Origin of the sequence: Stenotrophomonas sp. T8 (assembly GCF_051853085.1) — a bacterium.
Taxonomy (GTDB): Bacteria; Pseudomonadota; Gammaproteobacteria; order Xanthomonadales; family Xanthomonadaceae; genus Stenotrophomonas; species Stenotrophomonas sepilia.
Genome location: NZ_CP195329.1, coordinates 1638252 through 1654979, shown reverse-complemented (window position 1 = coordinate 1654979; position 16728 = coordinate 1638252). Strand labels below are relative to the sequence as shown.

13 protein-coding genes are annotated in these 16728 nt (G+C 66.4%); 6 read left to right on the top strand and 7 right to left on the bottom strand.

The window, feature by feature from the left end; genetic code table 11:
* Positions 1–8: 8 nt before the first annotated feature.
* A complete protein-coding gene (locus ACSDHM_RS07860) occupies positions 9–1397 on the bottom strand; it encodes an FAD-binding oxidoreductase (protein WP_005416357.1) in 1389 nt (462 codons plus the stop codon).
* A 169-nt stretch (positions 1398–1566) separates the two neighbouring features.
* Here ACSDHM_RS07860 and serA point away from each other — a divergent pair, with 169 nt between their 5' ends.
* The gene (serA, locus tag ACSDHM_RS07855) at positions 1567–2808 is read left to right on the top strand and encodes a phosphoglycerate dehydrogenase (RefSeq protein WP_439426844.1); all 1242 of its coding nucleotides are present in this window, start codon (positions 1567–1569) and stop codon (positions 2806–2808) included.
* A gap of 109 nt (positions 2809–2917) precedes the next feature.
* On the opposite strand, the gene ACSDHM_RS07850 is transcribed toward serA, so the two are convergent.
* Entirely contained in the window at positions 2918–3532 is a 615-nt protein-coding gene (locus ACSDHM_RS07850) for an NUDIX hydrolase (RefSeq protein WP_080376960.1), read from the bottom strand.
* A 132-nt stretch (positions 3533–3664) separates the two neighbouring features.
* Between ACSDHM_RS07850 and ACSDHM_RS07845 the strand changes: the two genes are divergently transcribed.
* From ACSDHM_RS07845 to mtnC, 5 genes are all read left to right on the top strand, one after another.
* Positions 3665–5140 carry an amino acid permease gene (locus ACSDHM_RS07845; RefSeq protein ID WP_005416354.1) on the top strand — a complete coding sequence of 492 codons (1476 nt, stop codon included), beginning with the start codon at positions 3665–3667 and terminating at the stop codon, positions 5138–5140.
* An 82-nt stretch (positions 5141–5222) separates the two neighbouring features.
* Positions 5223–6650 (top strand): amino acid permease, encoded by a 1428-nt coding sequence (locus ACSDHM_RS07840; RefSeq protein WP_053500013.1) that lies wholly within the window; start codon positions 5223–5225, stop codon positions 6648–6650.
* Between the two features lie 551 nt (positions 6651–7201).
* Positions 7202–7843 carry a methylthioribulose 1-phosphate dehydratase gene (locus ACSDHM_RS07835; RefSeq protein ID WP_072169086.1) on the top strand — a complete coding sequence of 214 codons (642 nt, stop codon included), beginning with the start codon at positions 7202–7204 and terminating at the stop codon, positions 7841–7843.
* A gap of 92 nt (positions 7844–7935) precedes the next feature.
* Positions 7936–8493 (top strand): 1,2-dihydroxy-3-keto-5-methylthiopentene dioxygenase, encoded by a 558-nt coding sequence (locus tag ACSDHM_RS07830; RefSeq protein ID WP_065177596.1) that lies wholly within the window; start codon positions 7936–7938, stop codon positions 8491–8493.
* A 3-nt stretch (positions 8494–8496) separates the two neighbouring features.
* Positions 8497–9192: an acireductone synthase gene (gene mtnC, locus ACSDHM_RS07825; RefSeq protein ID WP_061479251.1), complete on the top strand. Its 696-nt coding sequence runs from the start codon at positions 8497–8499 to the stop codon at positions 9190–9192.
* A gap of 86 nt (positions 9193–9278) precedes the next feature.
* Here mtnC and ACSDHM_RS07820 read toward each other — a convergent pair whose 3' ends face one another.
* From ACSDHM_RS07820 to ACSDHM_RS07800, 5 genes are all read right to left on the bottom strand, one after another.
* The gene (locus ACSDHM_RS07820) at positions 9279–11897 is read right to left on the bottom strand and encodes a beta-mannosidase (RefSeq protein WP_111007968.1); all 2619 of its coding nucleotides are present in this window, start codon (positions 11895–11897) and stop codon (positions 9279–9281) included.
* Positions 11898–11987: 90 nt separating this feature from the next.
* A complete protein-coding gene (locus tag ACSDHM_RS07815; protein WP_111007967.1) occupies positions 11988–13214 on the bottom strand; it encodes an AGE family epimerase/isomerase in 1227 nt (408 codons plus the stop codon).
* Positions 13211–14206 (bottom strand): carbohydrate kinase family protein, encoded by a 996-nt coding sequence (locus ACSDHM_RS07810; RefSeq protein WP_439426843.1) that lies wholly within the window; start codon positions 14204–14206, stop codon positions 13211–13213. Before ACSDHM_RS07810 ends, ACSDHM_RS07815 begins: the two co-directional genes overlap by 4 nt.
* A gap of 7 nt (positions 14207–14213) precedes the next feature.
* On the bottom strand, positions 14214–15470 hold the full coding sequence (gene fucP / locus ACSDHM_RS07805; protein WP_227837248.1) for an L-fucose:H+ symporter permease: 1257 nt from the start codon (positions 15468–15470) through the stop codon (positions 14214–14216).
* Positions 15471–15591: 121 nt separating this feature from the next.
* Positions 15592–16641: a LacI family DNA-binding transcriptional regulator gene (locus tag ACSDHM_RS07800; protein WP_061479246.1), complete on the bottom strand. Its 1050-nt coding sequence runs from the start codon at positions 16639–16641 to the stop codon at positions 15592–15594.
* Positions 16642–16728 lie beyond the last annotated feature (87 nt).

Below are 16728 nucleotides of genomic sequence, written 5' to 3'. Positions count from 1 at the left end.
TGCCCGGCTCAGGCGTCAAACAGCTTGCCGGGATTCAGCCGCGCTTGGGGATCGAACGCGCGTTTGACCGCCTTCATCAGCGCGATTTCGGCCGGGCCGCGGGTGCTGTCCAGGTAGCCCTTCTTGACCAGGCCGATGCCATGCTCGGCCGAGATGCTGCCATCGAAACGCGCCAGCACCTGCGCCAGCAGCTTGGTGACGTGCTCGCACTGCGCCACGAAATCGGCGTCACTGGTGTCGTCGGGCTTGAGCACGTTGATATGCAGGTTGCCGTCGCCGATGTGGCCGAACCAGACCACGTCGAAGTGCGGGTAGGCTTGCCCGATCAGCGCCTGGGTCTCTGCCAGGAACGCCGGCATCGCCGAGATCCGTACCGAGACGTCGTTCTTGTAGGGTTTGTAGCGCGCCAGCGATTCGGTGATGCCTTCGCGCAGGCGCCACAACTGGGCGGCCTGGGCGTCGCTGGCACTGATCACCCCGTCGCTGACCCAGCCGTTGCCCATGCAGTCCTCGAAGGCCGCCATCGCCGCCGCTTCCTGCGCTTCGTCGTTGGCGGCGAACTCGGTGACCACGTAGTACGGGTGCACCTCGTCGAACGGCGCCTGCGCGCCGTGCGCCAGCACATGTTCCAGCGCGCGGTCGGTGAAGAACTCGAAGGCCTGCAGCTGCAGGCGCGCGCGGAACGCGGCGAACACCTGCATCAGCACTTCGAAGCTGGGTACGGCCAGCAGCATCACGTTGCTGGCCGGCGGCGGATCGGTCAGCTTCACCGTCGCCTCGACGATCACCCCCAACGTACCTTCCGAACCAATCAGCAGCTGGCGGAAGTCATAGCCGCTGGAGTTCTTGATCAGGCCCTTGTTGAGCTCGAGCAGTTCGCCACTGGCGGTGACCACCTTCAGCCCGGCGATCCACTCGCGGGTGTTGCCGTAGCGGATCACGCGGATGCCGCCGGCATTGGTGGCAATGTTGCCGCCGATCGTGCACGAGCCGCGCGCGGCGAAATCCACCGGGTAGATCAGGCCGTGGTCCAGCGCGGCGTTGTGCACGGCCTCCAGCGGCATGCCGGCCTGCACCACCAGGGTGCGATCGACCGCGTCGTAGTCCAGCGCCCTGTTCATCCTCTCCAGGCTGAGCACCAGCTCGCCGTTGGCCGCCACCGCGCCACCCGAGAGGCCGGTGCGGCCGCCCGACGGCACCACCGCCACGCCCTCGGCGGCACTCCAGCGCATCACCGCCTGTACCTCCTCGACCGTGGCCGGCAGTGCGATCGCCAGCGGCGCCGGCGTCCAGCGCCGGGTCCAGTCGCGCCCGTAATGCTCCAGGTCGGCCGGGTCGGTCTTCAGCTTCAGGCCGGGACAGGCCTGCTGCAGCGAGGCAATGCGGGAATCGGTCATGACGGTCCAGCGCGGGGCGTGAAGAACGGGCAAGCGTGCCAGCGGCACGCGCCAGCGTCCAGCCCTGCAGACAGGCAGATAGCTACGGATGCAACCAATTGCGCACTGCACCATGAGCGCCGTGATCTGGCATAGTGGTTGGCCCCTGTCCCACTGGCCGTGTTGCCCCATGTCGCCGAAGAAGACCTCGTTCCCGAAGCAGGATATCCGCGTGCTGTTGCTGGAGGGGGTCAGCCAGACCGCCGTGGAGGTGTTCAGCGCCGCCGGCTACAGCCAGATCGAGGCACACACCAAGGCGCTGCCCGAGGACGAGTTGAAGGCGCGCATCGCCGAGGCACATATTGTCGGCATCCGTTCGCGCACCCAGCTCAGCGCCGAGGTGCTGGCCGAGGCGAAGCGCCTGATCGCGGTGGGCTGCTTCTGCATCGGCACCAACCAAGTCGACCTGGATGCGGCCGAACTGGCCGGCATCCCGGTGTTCAATGCGCCCTATTCCAATACCCGCAGCGTGGCCGAGCTGGTGATCGCCGAGGCGATCATGCTGACCCGCGGCATCCCGCAGAAGAACGCCGAATGCCATCGCGGCGGCTGGTCGAAGTCAGCCAGCGGCAGCCATGAAGTGCGTGGCAAGACGCTGGGCATCATCGGTTATGGCCACATCGGCACCCAGGTCGGCGTGCTCGCCGAATCGCTGGGCATGCAGGTGATCTTCCACGACTTGGAAACCAAGCTGGCACTGGGTAATGCCCGTGCAGCGGCCAGCCTGGACGACCTGCTGGCACGCGCCGACATTGTCACCCTGCACGTGCCGGAGACGCCGGCCACGCAGTGGATGATCGGCAGCACCGAGCTGGCGAAGATGCGCAAGGGCGCGCACCTGATCAACGCCGCCCGCGGCACCGTGGTCGACATCGATGCGCTGGACGCTGCGCTGGCCAGCGGCCACGTCGGTGGCGCCGCGCTGGACGTGTTCCCGGTCGAGCCGAAGGGCAGCGGCGATATCTTCGAATCGCCGCTGACCCGTCACGACAACGTGATCCTGACCCCGCACGTCGGTGGCAGTACGCTGGAAGCGCAGGACAACATCGGCGTGGAAGTGGCGGCCAAGCTGGTGCGCTACAGCGACAACGGCAGCACCTTGTCGGCGGTCAACTTCCCGGAAGTGACCCTGCCCGAACACGAAGACAGCCTGCGCCTGCTGCACATCCACCAGAACGTGCCGGGCGTGCTGTCCAGGGTCAACGAGATCTTCTCGCGCCACAACGTCAACATCGACGGCCAGTTCCTGCGTACCGACCCGAAGGTGGGCTACGTGGTGATCGACATCACCGCCAGCGAGGAACAGGCCGCCGCCGTCCGCGACGAACTGGCCGCCATTCCAGGAACGTTGCGTACGCGCATCCTGTATTGACGCGCGCTGTATTGACGCGCGTCCCGCCTTGCACGTGTAGAGCCGAGCCCATGCTCGGCTGCGGTTCCGGCCTGCATCGAGCCGAGCATCGGCTCGGCTCTACAGGTTGCTAGCGCGCCAACCACCGGCGCGCCATGCGCTGCATCGATTCATCCGATTCGGGGTCGACCGCGACTTCGGTCACCGCCCGCCAGGCCAGGTCGAGCGATTCCTCGCTGAGCACGAAGGCCTCGCCACCCAGCGCCCGGATCACGAAACGCACGTCGTAGTGCCAGTGCCCCGGCACGTCCTTGCGCTCGGGAATCCAGTGCTTGTCCAGATCGAAGATGGCCGGGTCTTCCAGTACCAGGCCGCTCAGGCCGGACTCCTCCTCGGCTTCCTTCAGCGCCACCTGCGCCAGATCACGGTCGCCGTCGGCGTGACCGCCCAGCTGCAGCCAGCGCTGCAGCTTTCGGTGATGGGTGAGCAGCAGGCGCTGGCCGTCGGCACTGACCAGCCAGCAGCTGGCGGTGAAATGCCCGGCCAGCCGTTCGCGACGGAACGGATCTTCTGGATCGTCCAGCAATGTGCCGAATTCGGCAGCCAGTGCGTCGTGGGCGGGCTCGCGGCGGGCATAGTCCCGCAACAGGCCGCGTAGGCGATCGTCAAGCACGGCAAGGGTTTCGGCGGTCTGGCGCATGAATGGGGGCGGTTCGGAAAAATACTGCTCATTATCGCCGTTCATTGTTGCGATTGCGCTTGTGCGTTGGCTTCAGCTTTGGCTAAGGTACAGCGGGCCGTTCGCACGGCCTTCACCGTTCAAGGTTGCCGGCAACGTATCGGCGGCCCACCCCATCCGATCATTAGGAAGTACTGCATGCTGAAAGCTCTGTTGAGGGTCAAGCCGGTCCAGCCGGCCGGGCACGTCGATGCCGGCGAACCCATCGAAGGCAGCCTGGACGGCGAAGCCACGCTGAAACGGACCCTCACGGCTAAACACCTCATCCTGCTTGGCGTGGGTGCGGTGATCGGCGCTGGTATCTTCGTGCTGACCGGCCAGGCCGCGGCCAACCACGCCGGCCCGGCGGTGATGCTGTCGTTCGTGCTGGCCGGCTTCGCCTGCGCCCTGGCGGGCCTGTGCTACGCCGAGTTCGCGGCGATGATGCCGGTCTCCGGCAGTGCCTACTCCTATTCGTATGCCACCCTCGGCGAAGGCATGGCCTGGTTCATCGGCTGGTGCCTGGTGCTGGAGTACCTGTTCGCCTCGGCGTCGGTCGCGGTGGGCTGGTCGGCCTACCTGATCAGCTTCATCACCACCACGCTGCACATGCCCTTCCCGGACCTGCTCAGCGCCGCGCCCATCGCCTGGACCGGCAGCGAGTTCGTCTCCTCCGGCAAGCTGTTCAACCTGCCGGCGGTGCTGATCGTGGCGGCGGTGTCCGGCCTGCTGTACGTGGGCGTGACCCAGTCGGCGTTCGTCAACGCCATCATCGTGGCGATCAAGGTCACCGTCATCTGCCTGTTCATCGGCATCGGCGCGGCCCACATCGATCCGGCCAACTGGCAGCCCTTCATTCCGGAAAACACCGGCGTGCCGGGTGAGTTCGGCTGGAGCGGCATCTTCCGCGCGGCCACCATCGTGTTCTTCGCCTACATTGGTTTCGATGCGGTCTCCACCGCCGCCGGCGAAACCAAGGATCCCCAGCGCAACATGCCGATCGGCCTGCTCGGCTCGCTGGCCGTGTGCACCATCGTCTACATCATCGTCTGCGCGGTGCTGACCGGCATGATGCCGTACCACCTGCTGGGCACCGACAAGCCGGTGGCCACCGCGCTGGAGCCCTACCCGACCCTGTCCTGGCTGAAGACCCTGGTCGAGATCGGCGCCATCGCCGGCCTGTCCTCGGTGGTGCTGGTGATGATGATGGGCCAGACCCGCATCGCCTACACCATTTCCCGCGACGGCCTGCTGCCGAAGTTCTTCGGCAAGGTCCACGCTCGTTTCCGCACGCCCTATTGGGCCACGATCGTGGTCGGCGTGATCGCCGCCGCACTGGCCGGCCTGGTGCCGCTGAACGTGCTGGGCGAACTGGTCTCGATGGGTACCCTGCTGGCTTTCGCCACGGTCTGCATCGGCGTGCTGGTGCTGCGCTATACCAAGCCGGAGATCCATCGCCCGTTCCGCGTGCCGGCGGTGTGGATCATCTGCCCGCTTGGCGCTGCGGCCTGCCTGTTCCTGTTCTGGCAGGCGTTCGTGGTGCACTGGCACCTGTTCGTCGGCTGGACCGTGCTGGGCATGCTGATCTATCTCGGCTATGGCATGCGCAACAGCAAGCTGGCCAAGTCACCCTGATCCGCCTACGGGCCGGCCCTGTGCCGGCCCGTCCGTTTTCCCCGCGCGCCAGACACGGCGCGCTTCGACAAGACCACCACACATGTTCAAGCAACTGTGGGCCACCAAGCACCCGCATGCCGCCCATGAAGACGCCAACGGCCTGAGCCTGCGCCGCCACCTCGGCCCCTGGGGCCTGACCGCCCTCGGCATCGGTGCCGTGATCGGCGGCGGCATCTTCGTCATCACCGGCCAGGCCGCCGCCAACCACGCCGGCCCCGCGATCATGCTGTCGTTCGTGCTGGCCGCCATCTGCTGCGCCTTCTGCGCGCTGGCCTACGCCGAGTTCGCCTCGATGGTGCCGGTCTCCGGCAGCGCCTATACCTATACCTACGCCACCTTCGGCGAACTGTCGGCCTGGTTCATCGGCTGGATGCTGGTGCTCGAATACGGCGTCTCTGCGTCGGCGGTGGCGGTCAGCTGGACCGGCTATTTCCTCAGCCTGCTCAGCCAGTTCGACATCCATCTACCGGCGGCGCTGGTCAGTGCCCCACTCGATGCACAGCTGCGCCCCACCGGCGCGATCGCCAACCTGCCGGCCGCTGCGCTGGTACTGCTGCTGACCTGGCTGTGCTACGTCGGCATCAGCAAGTCATCGGCAATGAACATGGCGATGGTCGTGCTCAAGACCGGCCTGATCCTGCTGGTCATCGTGGTCGGCTGGAAGTATGTGGACACCAGCAACTGGACCCCGTTCATTCCCGCCAACGAAGGCCCCGGCAAGTACGGCATGGAAGGCGTACTGCGTGGCGCGGCGATGGTGTTCTTCGCCTACATCGGCTTCGAGGCGGTGTCGGTGGCGGCGCAGGAATCGAAGAATCCGCAGCGCGACATGCCGATCGGCATGATGCTGTCGCTGGTGGTCTGCACCGTGCTCTACATCGCGATGGCCGCGGTGATGACCGGCCTGGTGCCGTTCCAGCTGCTGGGCACCGACGAACCGGTGGTGACCGCGGTGGCCGCGCATCCGCAGCTGGGTTGGCTGCGCTGGGTGGTCGAGGTCGGCGCGCTGGTCGGCCTGTCCTCGGTGGTCCTCGTGATGATCATCGGCCAGCCGCGCATCTTCATGATCATGGGCCGCGACGGCCTGCTGCCGCCGGTGTTCACCAGGATCCACCCGAAGTACCGCACCCCGCACATCAACACGGTGATCACCGGCATCGGCATCGCGCTGCTGGCGGCGCTGTTCCCGCTGGACATCCTGGGCGAGCTGACCTCGATGGGCACGCTGATCGCGTTCGCGGCGGTGTGTGCCGGCGTGCTGATCCTGCGCCGCACCCAGCCGGACCTGCCGCGCCCGTTCCGCATGCCGATGGCCTGGCTGATCTGCAGCCTGGGCGTGCTGAGTTGCCTGGCCCTGCTGTCGGCGATGACGATGCACAACTGGATGCTGATGGGCGTCTGGACCTTCGTCGGTTTCGTGATCTATTTCTGCTACGGCTTCAGGCACAGCCGTCTGCGGGGTAAGTGAGGTTTTCTGCATTGCAGGGCCTGCGGCCCTGCACCCGCCTTTGAAGCCGGAGCAACGGCAAGAGCGGGACTGTGGGTTTGGCGGGGAGGCATGGGTTCGCGGGGGACGCCGCAAGTACGTCCATGTAGGCTTGGCAGCCGCATCCATGCGGCTGACACCCCCGCGAACCCATGCCTCCCCGCCCCTGACAGTCTCCCGGCGCGTCCGGTAGATCCACGCCATGCGTGGATGAAGCGTTCCCGGAAACGAATGTATCGGGACGAATCTTCTGTAGAGCCGAGCCATGCTCGGCTGCGAGCAAGCGTAGCGCCGCGACCCGCTTTTCGCTCTTCCTTCTTCACTCCGTGGCCGGCCGCACGCCGGAACCTGTCCGAGGCGGGGCGGGTGGGCCGTGCAGGGGCGTGAGCCGCATGGATGCGGCGACCGAGCTTACAGGGACGTACTTGCAGCGTCCCCTGCACGACCCGCCCGCCCCGCCAACCCCATGAACCGCTCTACACGACCCGCCACGAGGGGCTCAGCCGTTGGCCGAATCCAGTAAAATCGTCGGCATGAACGCCCCCACCTTCCCCTACGACACCGCGCGCCTGAGCGAACTGGCCCAGCTGCTGATCGACAACGTCCGCGAACTGGCCCATGCCGGCTGGACCCCGGCCACCAGCAGCAACTTCTCCCACCGCCTGGACGATCGCCACGCGGCGATCACGGTGTCCGGCAAGGACAAGGGCCGCCTGATCGAGGACGACATCATGGTGGTGGACTTCGACGGCCAGGCCGTCGGCCGTCCGCTGCGCCCGTCCGCCGAGACCCTGCTGCACACCCAGTTGTACCGCCGCTTCCCGGAGGTCGGCTGCGTGCTGCATACGCACTCGCCGGTGCAGACCATCGCCTCGCGCCTGTACGCGCCGCAGGGTCATGTCCGCCTGGAAGGCTACGAGCTGTTGAAGGCCTTCGCCGGCAACAGTACCCACGAAATGGCCATCGATGTGCCCGTGTTCGCCAACACCCAGGACATGAACGTGCTGTCGAAGCAGGTCGATGACCTGCTCGACCGGCGGAACCTGTGGGGCTATCTGATCGATGGCCACGGCCTGTACGCCTGGGGCCGCGACATGGCCGAGGCACGCCGCCACCTGGAAGCGTTCGAGTTCCTGTTCCACTGCGAACTGGAGCTGCGCAGGCTGCGCGGCTGAACCGGCGCGCAGGTGCAGATGCCGATCCGGAATCTGCGCCCTACACCCACCCTGCTACCCTGTCTTCCCCCCGAGACGTTCAAGCTGCCGCCATGAGCCGACTGCGCATCTACGACGACACCCGCCCCGATTCGCCGCTGCTGGACACCCAGGACGGCGCGGTCATCACTGCCGAGCTGCAGAAGATCGGCGTCACCTTCGAGCGCTGGCAGGCCACCGCGCCCGTCGCACCGGGCGCCAGCCAGGAGGAAGTATTCGCCGCCTACCGCGCTGACATCGACCGCCTGGTCGCCGAGCGCGGCTTCAAGAGCGTGGACGTGGCCTCGATCGCCCCGGACAACCCGAATCGCGCCGAGCTGCGCAAGAAGTTCCTCGACGAGCACTTCCACAAGGAAGACGAAGTGCGCTTCTTCGTCGCCGGCTCGGGCCTGTTCACCCTGCACGTGGGTGACAAGGTCTATGAGATCGAGTGCGTGAAGGATGACCTGATCGCCGTGCCCGATGGCACCACCCACTGGTTCGACATGGGCGAGGAACCCAGCTTCGTGGCGATCCGCTTCTTCACCGAGCCGGATGGCTGGGTCGGTCACTTCACCGGCACCGACATCGCGCAGAAGTTCCCTCGTTACGTACCCACCCAGGCGTCCTGATCCATGCAAGCCCGCGTCATCCTGACCGATATCGAAGGCACCACCAGCAGCATCTCGTTCGTCAAGAACGTGCTGTTCCCCTATGCGCGCAAGGCGTTGCCCGCGTTTGTCGCCGAGCATGGCCAGCAGCCGGACGTCCGCCGCTGGCTGGATGCGGTGGCAACCGAGATCGGCGGTGCCTGCCAGGACAGCCTCGTGGCCGAGACGCTGCAGGGCTGGATCGACCAGGACCGCAAGCACACCGCACTGAAGGCGCTGCAGGGACTGATCTGGGACGAAGGCTACCGCCGTGGCGACTACACCGCGCACTTCTACCCGGAAGTAGCGCCGGTGCTGAAGGGCTGGCACGCCTCCGGGCTGCCGCTGTACGTGTACTCCTCCGGCTCGGTGCCGGCGCAGAAGCTGTTCTTCGGCTTCAGCGATGCCGGGGACCTCAGCCCGCTGGTGTCGGGCTGGTTCGACACCGAAGTCGGCGGCAAGCGCGAGGCCGACAGCTACCGCCGCATCGTGCAGGCCATCGGCGTACCGGCCGGCGAGATCCTGTTCCTGTCCGATGTGGTGGAAGAACTGGATGCCGCCCGCGAAGCCGGGCTGCAGACCCGCCTGATCGATCGCCTGGATGATTACCCGATGCCGCGTACCGGGCAGGCCGCCAACGGCCACGAACGGGTCGAGAATTTCCAGCAGATCCAGCTGTAAGCAAGAAAAAGGGGACGGAGGGGATTAAGTCGTTTGTGGCACACATGGGCCACAAACGACTTAATCCCCTCCGTCCCCTTTTTTGCTCAACGGTCGTTGAGGGTCTTCACCTTCAGCGCTTCGCGCAGGGTAACCAGATCCACCGGGCCGCGCACCGCGATATCGCGGGTTTCACCCGGCAGCAGGTCCAGCAGGTTGTCTTCGACCTGCACATCCAGCGCGCCGAAGTCGATCCACGCCGCGCGCACATACGCCGCGCTTTCCAGCCGCAGACGATAGTGGTCCCCTTCGATGGACAACGTGGCCTTGAGTTTCTGCCGCGGCAACACCTGGTCCTTGGCTTCAACGAAACCGACCACCTGCCGCGCACTCACGTTGCCGTCCTGCAGCAACTCGAACACCGCCACCGTACGCATCGGGTCGGCACCGGCCAGCAGCTCCGCATCGCTGAAATCGCCCATCGGGGTGACACCCGCCGCCGCCAACGTCACCGTTTCCTCGCGACGACGCAGCACCTTCCCCTCCACGTCCATCACCCGCAGACGCCAGCGCGCATCCAGTGCGGCACCGTCGTTGATCAGGCGCACCCGCGTGCTGCCCTCGTCGCGCAGCGCTGCCACCGTCACTGGCGCGAAGAAACGCCGCGCGGCGAAGTGCAGCGCCTTCCAGCGGCCGAAATAGTCCACGCTGGACCACGAGGCGCCGGGCCAGACATCGTTGAGCTGCCAGTACAGCGAGCCCATCGTGTACGGGCGCGAGGCGCGATGGTGCAGTGCCGCCAGAGCGATGCCATCGGCCTGCATGACCTGGCTGAGGTAGACGAAGTCCTCGAAGTCCTTCGGCGTACCGTAGCCCAGCTCGATGTAGTGCAGCAGGCGGCTGTTGCCCTCGCCCGCCATGAACTTCTGGTGCGCACGGATCACCGGGCTGTCGATGCGCTGCTCGGCGCGGGTGGCGATCTGGTCCACCGTCGCCACCGACGGCCACGCCTGCAGCCCGTACTCGGACATGAAGCGCGGCGTCTCACGCAGGTAGGCCTGCACCGGCAGCGCCGGATTGCCCCAGACCTGCCAGTAGTGCTTGTCGCCGCGGGTCGAGTCGTTGGCCTTTTCGTCAAGATCGTTGCTCGGTGAACTGGACCAGTACGGCACGCCCAGCCCTTCCTCGCCCACCACCGCGCGCAGATCGTTGCCGAACAGGTCGACATAGCCCTGCCAGACCTTCGCTGCAAACGCCGGGTCGGCCGCCTTCAGGTCGCGACCATGGCCCCAGTCCTTCCAGGCGGTTTCTTCCTCGTTGTTGCCACACCACAGCACGATGCTGGGGTGGTGGCGCAGACGGCGCACGTTGTCGCGTGCTTCGGCCACCACGTTGGCACGAAACGCCGGATCGTAGCCCGGCTGCATGCCGCCGCCGAACATGAAGTCCTGCCACACCAGCAGGCCCAGTTCGTCGGCGATGTCGAAGAACGCGTCCTCCTCGTAGTAGCCGCCGCCCCAGTTGCGCAGCATGTTCATGTTGGCGTCGCGCGCGGCCGTCAGCACCTGGCGCAGGCGTGCGGCATCGACGCGCGCGGGGAAGGCATCGAACGGAATCACGTTGGCGCCCTTGGCGAAGATCTCCACGCCGTTGATGACGAAGGCAAAGCCCTGCCCGCCCTTGCGGTCTCCCTCGCGGCGCAGTTCGACCGTGCGCAGCCCGATGCGCTGCTCGCGCGCCAGCTCCGGCGCGCCACCTTGGTCCAGGCGGGCCTGCACCGTGTAGCGGTCCTGCGCGCCGTAGCCGACTGGCCACCAGCGCCGCGGATCGGCCAGTTCAACCGGAACCTCGATGCTGTTCTGGCCGGGCTTCAGCAGCACCGTGCGCTGCACCTGGGCCACGCTGCGACCCTGCGGATCGCGCACATCGACATTGACCACCGCAGAACCGGCAGCGTCGCCCTGCTCTACTTGCAGCAGCACGGCCAGCTTCGCCTGCTCCGCGCTCAATGCATCCGTGCGCACCGCAAGATCGGTCAGGCGGTGCGCGTCCCAAGCCTGCAGATCGATTCCGCGCCAGACGCCGGCGGTGACATAGCGCGGACCCCAGTCCCAGCCGAAGTGGTAGGCCGGCTTGCGCGCGAAGTTGCCGACCATCGCGTCCTTCGGCTCATCGCCATACGGCGACGGATAGTTGCCAGCGATCTTGTGCGGCATTGCCTGCACGCCCGGCAGCAGGGTGCGGATCGGCGAACGGAACACGATCTGCAGTTCATTGTCCCTGGCCCGCAGGCGCCCATTCACGCGCGCGCGCCAGGTCCGGTGCGCGTTGTCCGCACGCAGCAGCGGCTTGCCGTTGAGGCTGACGTCGGCGTAGGTATCCAGACCGTCGAAGCGCAGCTCGGCATTGGGCTTGGCCAGCGTCGCCGCATCCACGTCGAAGCGCGCGCGGTACTCCCAGGCGGCCAGGCCGATCCATTGCAGTTCGGCCTCTGGTGCGCCGACATACGGATCACGGATCAGTTCGTGAGCGAGCAGGTCGGTGTGCACGCTGCCCGGCACCGTCGCCGCCCGCCATTGCTGCAGACCTGGGTGAGCGGCGCCCTGCGCGTCGCCGGGCAGCATGCGGAACTCCCACTGTGCCTGCAGCGGCGTGGCAGCGACCGGGAAGGCGGACGCCGCGATCAGCAGCAGGAGCAGGCGGAAAACGAGGGGAAGGCGATGCACGGGATGCTCCTGTTTTTCCGCCGGGCATGGCCCGGCGCTACCTGCAAGTCCAGTTCATGGCAGTGCCGGGCCATGCCCGGCGCACCAACCTCAACGCACCACGTTCAACACTTCGTAGCACGCACCCATGGTGTGGTAATCCACCTTGCCGGCCGGGCTCTTTTCGTCGCTGTACTTGCGATTGTCGGCATCGAGGATGCGGAACCAGGCGCCGTACCGGTGATCGACGAAGTGTTCCCACGAATACGCCCAGATACGCTCGTACCACTGCCAATAGCGGTCATCGCCGGTACGCTTGGCCATCAGTGCGGCGGTCGCCAGCGTCTCAGCCTGCACCCAGAAATACTTGTCGTCGTCGCAGACGAAACTGTCGCCACCGATCGGGGCGCCATCCATGCCCGGCTGCCGGCGCGACTCCGGCGCGAAACCGTAGTACAGGCCACCCCGCGCCTCGTCCCAGCTGCGCGCCACAGCCACGTCGAACAGGTGCTGCGCGGTCGGCACCAGCCAGTCGACCTGCACATGGCGGTCCAGGATCAACAACAGCTTGGCCCATTCGGTCTGGTGGCCCGGCTGGAAGCCCCATGGGCGGAACAGGTGCTTGGGGTCGTCCAGGTTGTAGTCCCAGTCGATCTCCCAGTTGGAATCGTAGTGCTCCCACACCAGGCCACCGGCCTTGGCGGCCTGGCGACGGGTCATGTTGTTGGCCAGCTGCAGCGCGCGCTCCACATAGCGCTGTTCGCCGCTGGCCTCGAAGGCGGCCAGCATCGCCTCGCACATGTGCATGTTGGCGTTCTGGCCACGGTAGCCGGTGAAATTCCACTGCCCATCGGCTTCGTCCTTGTAGAGGCCGTGCTGGGGCTCCCAGAAGCGCGCCTCCAGCAGCTGCCAGGTCTCGTCCATCCATGCGCGGGCCTGTTCGAGACCGGCCTTCAGTGCGCAGCTGTAGGCCAACAGCACGAACGCCACGCCGTAGCAGTGGTTCATGTCGTCCTCGACCTTGCCGTCGCGCAGGGTCCAGGCGTAACCGCCGGTGGCCGGGTTGCGGTGCACCTCGCGCAGGTAGCGCACGCCGTGCTCGACCGCCTCACGGTACTCGGCGTTGCCGAATTCGCGGTAGGCCATCGCGTAGTTGAAGACGAAACGCGTGCTGCTCACCAGATGGCGATGGTTGGCGTCGTAGATGCTGCCGTCGTCACGGAAGTAGTGGAAGAAGCCACCGTTCGGATCGATGCACCGCGGATGGTAGAACGCCATCGTATCGGCGATGTGCGCGCGCAGGAACGCGGGCGAACGGAAGTCGGGGGAGGTGCTCATGCGTTAATGTCCTGGCACTGCAGCAGCTGCTGCACTTCATCGAGCGAGGGCATCGCGGCGAACGCGCCCTTGCGGGTAACAGCCAGCGCACCGACCGCAGCACCGAAGCGCAGCGTGGCGGTGATCGCCTCCGGGTCCTGGCAGAAGGCGGCAAAACCGGCACCGGCGCCGCTGCGCTCCAGCAAGCCGACCAGCACGCCACCGACGAAGGCATCACCGGCCGCGGTGGTATCGACGGCAGCCACGCGGAAGCTGGTGACCGTGCCGTGGTTGTCGCGCGTGTACCAGTGCAGCGTGGCCGCACCGTCGGTGACGATCACCCAGCGCACGCGCGCAGCGAGCAGGCGCCGCAGTACCGCAGCCTCGCCATCGGCACCCAGCGGCGCGGCCAGGTAGTCCAGCTCCTCGCGCGACAGCTTGACCAGGTCGGCGCGTTCCAGCGCCTGCCACAGGCGCGGTGTCGGGTCCTCGTTCGCCGGCCACAGCGCCGGACGCAGATTGAGGTCGAGGCTGACCACCGCACCAGCCGCACGCGCGCGATCCATGCCGGCGAAGGTCGCCTCGGCGATGGCTGGCTCGGTCAGGCTGTTGGAGCAGACGTGGAAGCACTGCGCGCTGTCGAAGCACGCGGCCTGGAAGTCGCTGTCACGGAACAGCAGGTCGGCTGCCGGCGGGCGATAGAAGCTGAAGCTGCGCTCGCCGCTGGCATCCAGTGCGACGAAGGCCAGTGCGGTCTTGGCCGCATCGGTACGCACGATGTAATCCGTGCCCACGCCGTGCTCGACCAGGCTGTCGGCCAGGAAGTCGCCGAACATGTCGCGGCCCAGCGTGCCGACGAACTGCGTCTTCGCACCCAACCGGGCGGCCGCAACGGCAACGTTGGCCGGTGCACCACCGGCGTACTGCAGGAAGGCGCGCGGCGTGTCGGCCGAGGCCGGCGGCTGCGCTAGTAGATCGATCAAAATTTCGCCGAAGCAAACGATGGCACCCATTCCGGACTCAGCCTCCCTGCGGAATGCGGGTCGACGGGCGCGAGCCCACCAGACCGTAGAAAATAATGTAGAGGTAGCAGGCGATAGGCAGCAAGAAACTCAAGTGCAGGCCAATGCGATCGGCCAGCATGCCCTGCAGCAGCGGGATCACCGCACCACCGACAATGGCCATGATCAGCAGGCTTGACGCCTTGTTGGTCAGCGGCCCCAAGCGTTCGATTGCCAGCGAGAAGATGGTCGGGAACATGATCGAGTTGAACAGGCCCGTGGCCACGATGCCGTACATGGCCGCCTTGCCGCTGGCGGCCAGAGTCACGCCCAGCAGAATCACATTGGCGACAGCGAAGCCAGCCAGGAGACGCCGCGGCGAATACTTGGCCAACAGCCAGGAACCGGCAAAACGGCCAACCATCGCGCATCCCCAGTAGGCCGACACATACTTCGTGGCCTGCTGCTCGCTCATGCCACCGATCTCCGGCAGGGCGAGATAATTCACCATCAGACTGCCGATGGAGACTTCGGCGCCCACGTAGAAGAAGATCGCCAGCACACCGAACAACACGTGCGGCTGCTTCAGCGCATCCAGCAACGTGTGATGATTCGTATCGGCCTTCTCGGTGGTCTCGGCCAGACTGGGCAGGCGGAACAGGTAGACGAACACTGCCAGCAGCACCAGCGCGATCGCCAGGCCCACGTATGGCCCCTGCACGGAGTGCGCTTCAGCGGCGCGATAGGCCACCTGCTCGGCCACGGGCAGGGCGTCGATCTCGTCGCCGCTCTTCACCGTGGTGCTGAGGATCAGGAAGCCTCCGAACAATGGTGCCAGCGTGGTACCCAGCGAATTCAGCGCCTGGGCCAGGGTCAGGCGGCTCGAGGCGGTCTGTTCAGGCCCCAGCAGCGCTACGTACGGATTGGCAGCAACCTGCAGCACGGTGATGCCGGTGGCCAGCACGAACAATGAAGCGAGGAACGCGTCGTACGTGCGCAACGCCGCTGACGGCCAGAAGCCGAGCGCGCCGACACCGGCGATCAGCAGGCCAGCGATGATGCCCTTCTTGTAACCAAGGTGGGCCACCAGCCGGCCTGCCGGCAACGACATCAGGAAGTACGCGCCAAAGAAAGTGAACTGCACCAGCATCGCGCGCGTGTAGTTCAGCTCGAACACCGCTTTCAAGTGCGGGATCAACACATCGTTCAGACTGGTCAGGAAGCCCCACATGAAGAAGATCGTGGTGGCCACCGCCAGTGCGGCACGTGCGTTCATCACCGTCGCGGTGCCGCTGGAAGAAGAACCCGATGGACGGGGCGTTGCGGAGATCGGCATGCGGTACGCGCCTCGATGCGCGGAAGGTCGTTGTTGCGTGGAAGGGGGTATGCAGAAGGAATCAGTTCGGTCGTGCGGCACTGCTTTCGCGGATGCGCAACTGCACCGGCGCAACCGTGCGCCGTGGCGGCGCGTCCGGTTCGTCCAGCCGCTGCAGCAGCAGCGCGGCAGCCTGGCGGCCACGCTCGCGCGGGTCGGCGGTGAGCGTGGTCAACGGCGGAACCGCGACCGACGCCTCGGAAATATCGTCGAAGCCTGTCACGGCAAAATCACCGCCCGGACGGATACCGCGCGAGTTCAAGCCCAGCATCAGGCCAAGCGCGACGGTGTCGTTGTAGCAGACCGCCGCACTTGGGCGATGGCCATCGGCGAACAGCTCATCGGTGCGCGCTGCCGCTTCCAAGCGATTCGGGGCCGATTCGATCATCCAGCCCGGCGGCAGCGACAGGCCGGCCTCGGCCAGCGCCTGCTGGAAACCCGCGCGGCGCTGGTGGCAGGAACTGGATGCGGCGTGGCCCCCGAAGAAGGCGATCTGGCGATGGCCGCGCTCGATCAGGTGGCGCGTGGCCAGATAGGCGCCGTGCTGGTTGTCCAGGGTCAGGAAGTCCCAGTCGGCCCCGGCCAGTTCGCGGTTGAACAGCAGCACGTTGGCATTGGCGCCCAGTGCCTGCCGCAGCTGTGCGGTATCGCTGCCCTCGGCCGGCGACAGGATCAGGCCGGCCGGGGTGTGCTCCATCAGCGTGGACAGCACCGCCTGCTGCCGCTCCGGCGATTCACCCGTGCTGCCGAGCAGGGTCACGTAGCCACGCCCGCCCAACGCCTCGTCCACGCCCGATGCGAACTCGGCGAAGAACGGGTTGGAGAGATCGTTGATCACCAGCGCGATGCTCGACGAGGTACGACGGCGCAGGTTGGCCGCCGCGCGGTTGTAGACGTAACGCTGGCGGCGCAGTTCGGCCTCGACCTTGGCCCGGGTATCGACGTTGACCAGCGGGCTGCCACGCAGCACCAGCGACACGGTTGCCCGTGACACGCCGATCGCGCGCGCGATGTCGGTCACCGTCACCGCCTTGCCGGCGCGCTTGCTGGGACTGTTGCCGTTGTCGTTCATCGTCTTCCCGGACTCCGCTGGAGGCTCAAGCCTAATGGATCAGGGCCGTGTCGTGCCGTGCCGTTCGCTGGGTCAGCGCGAACGGCA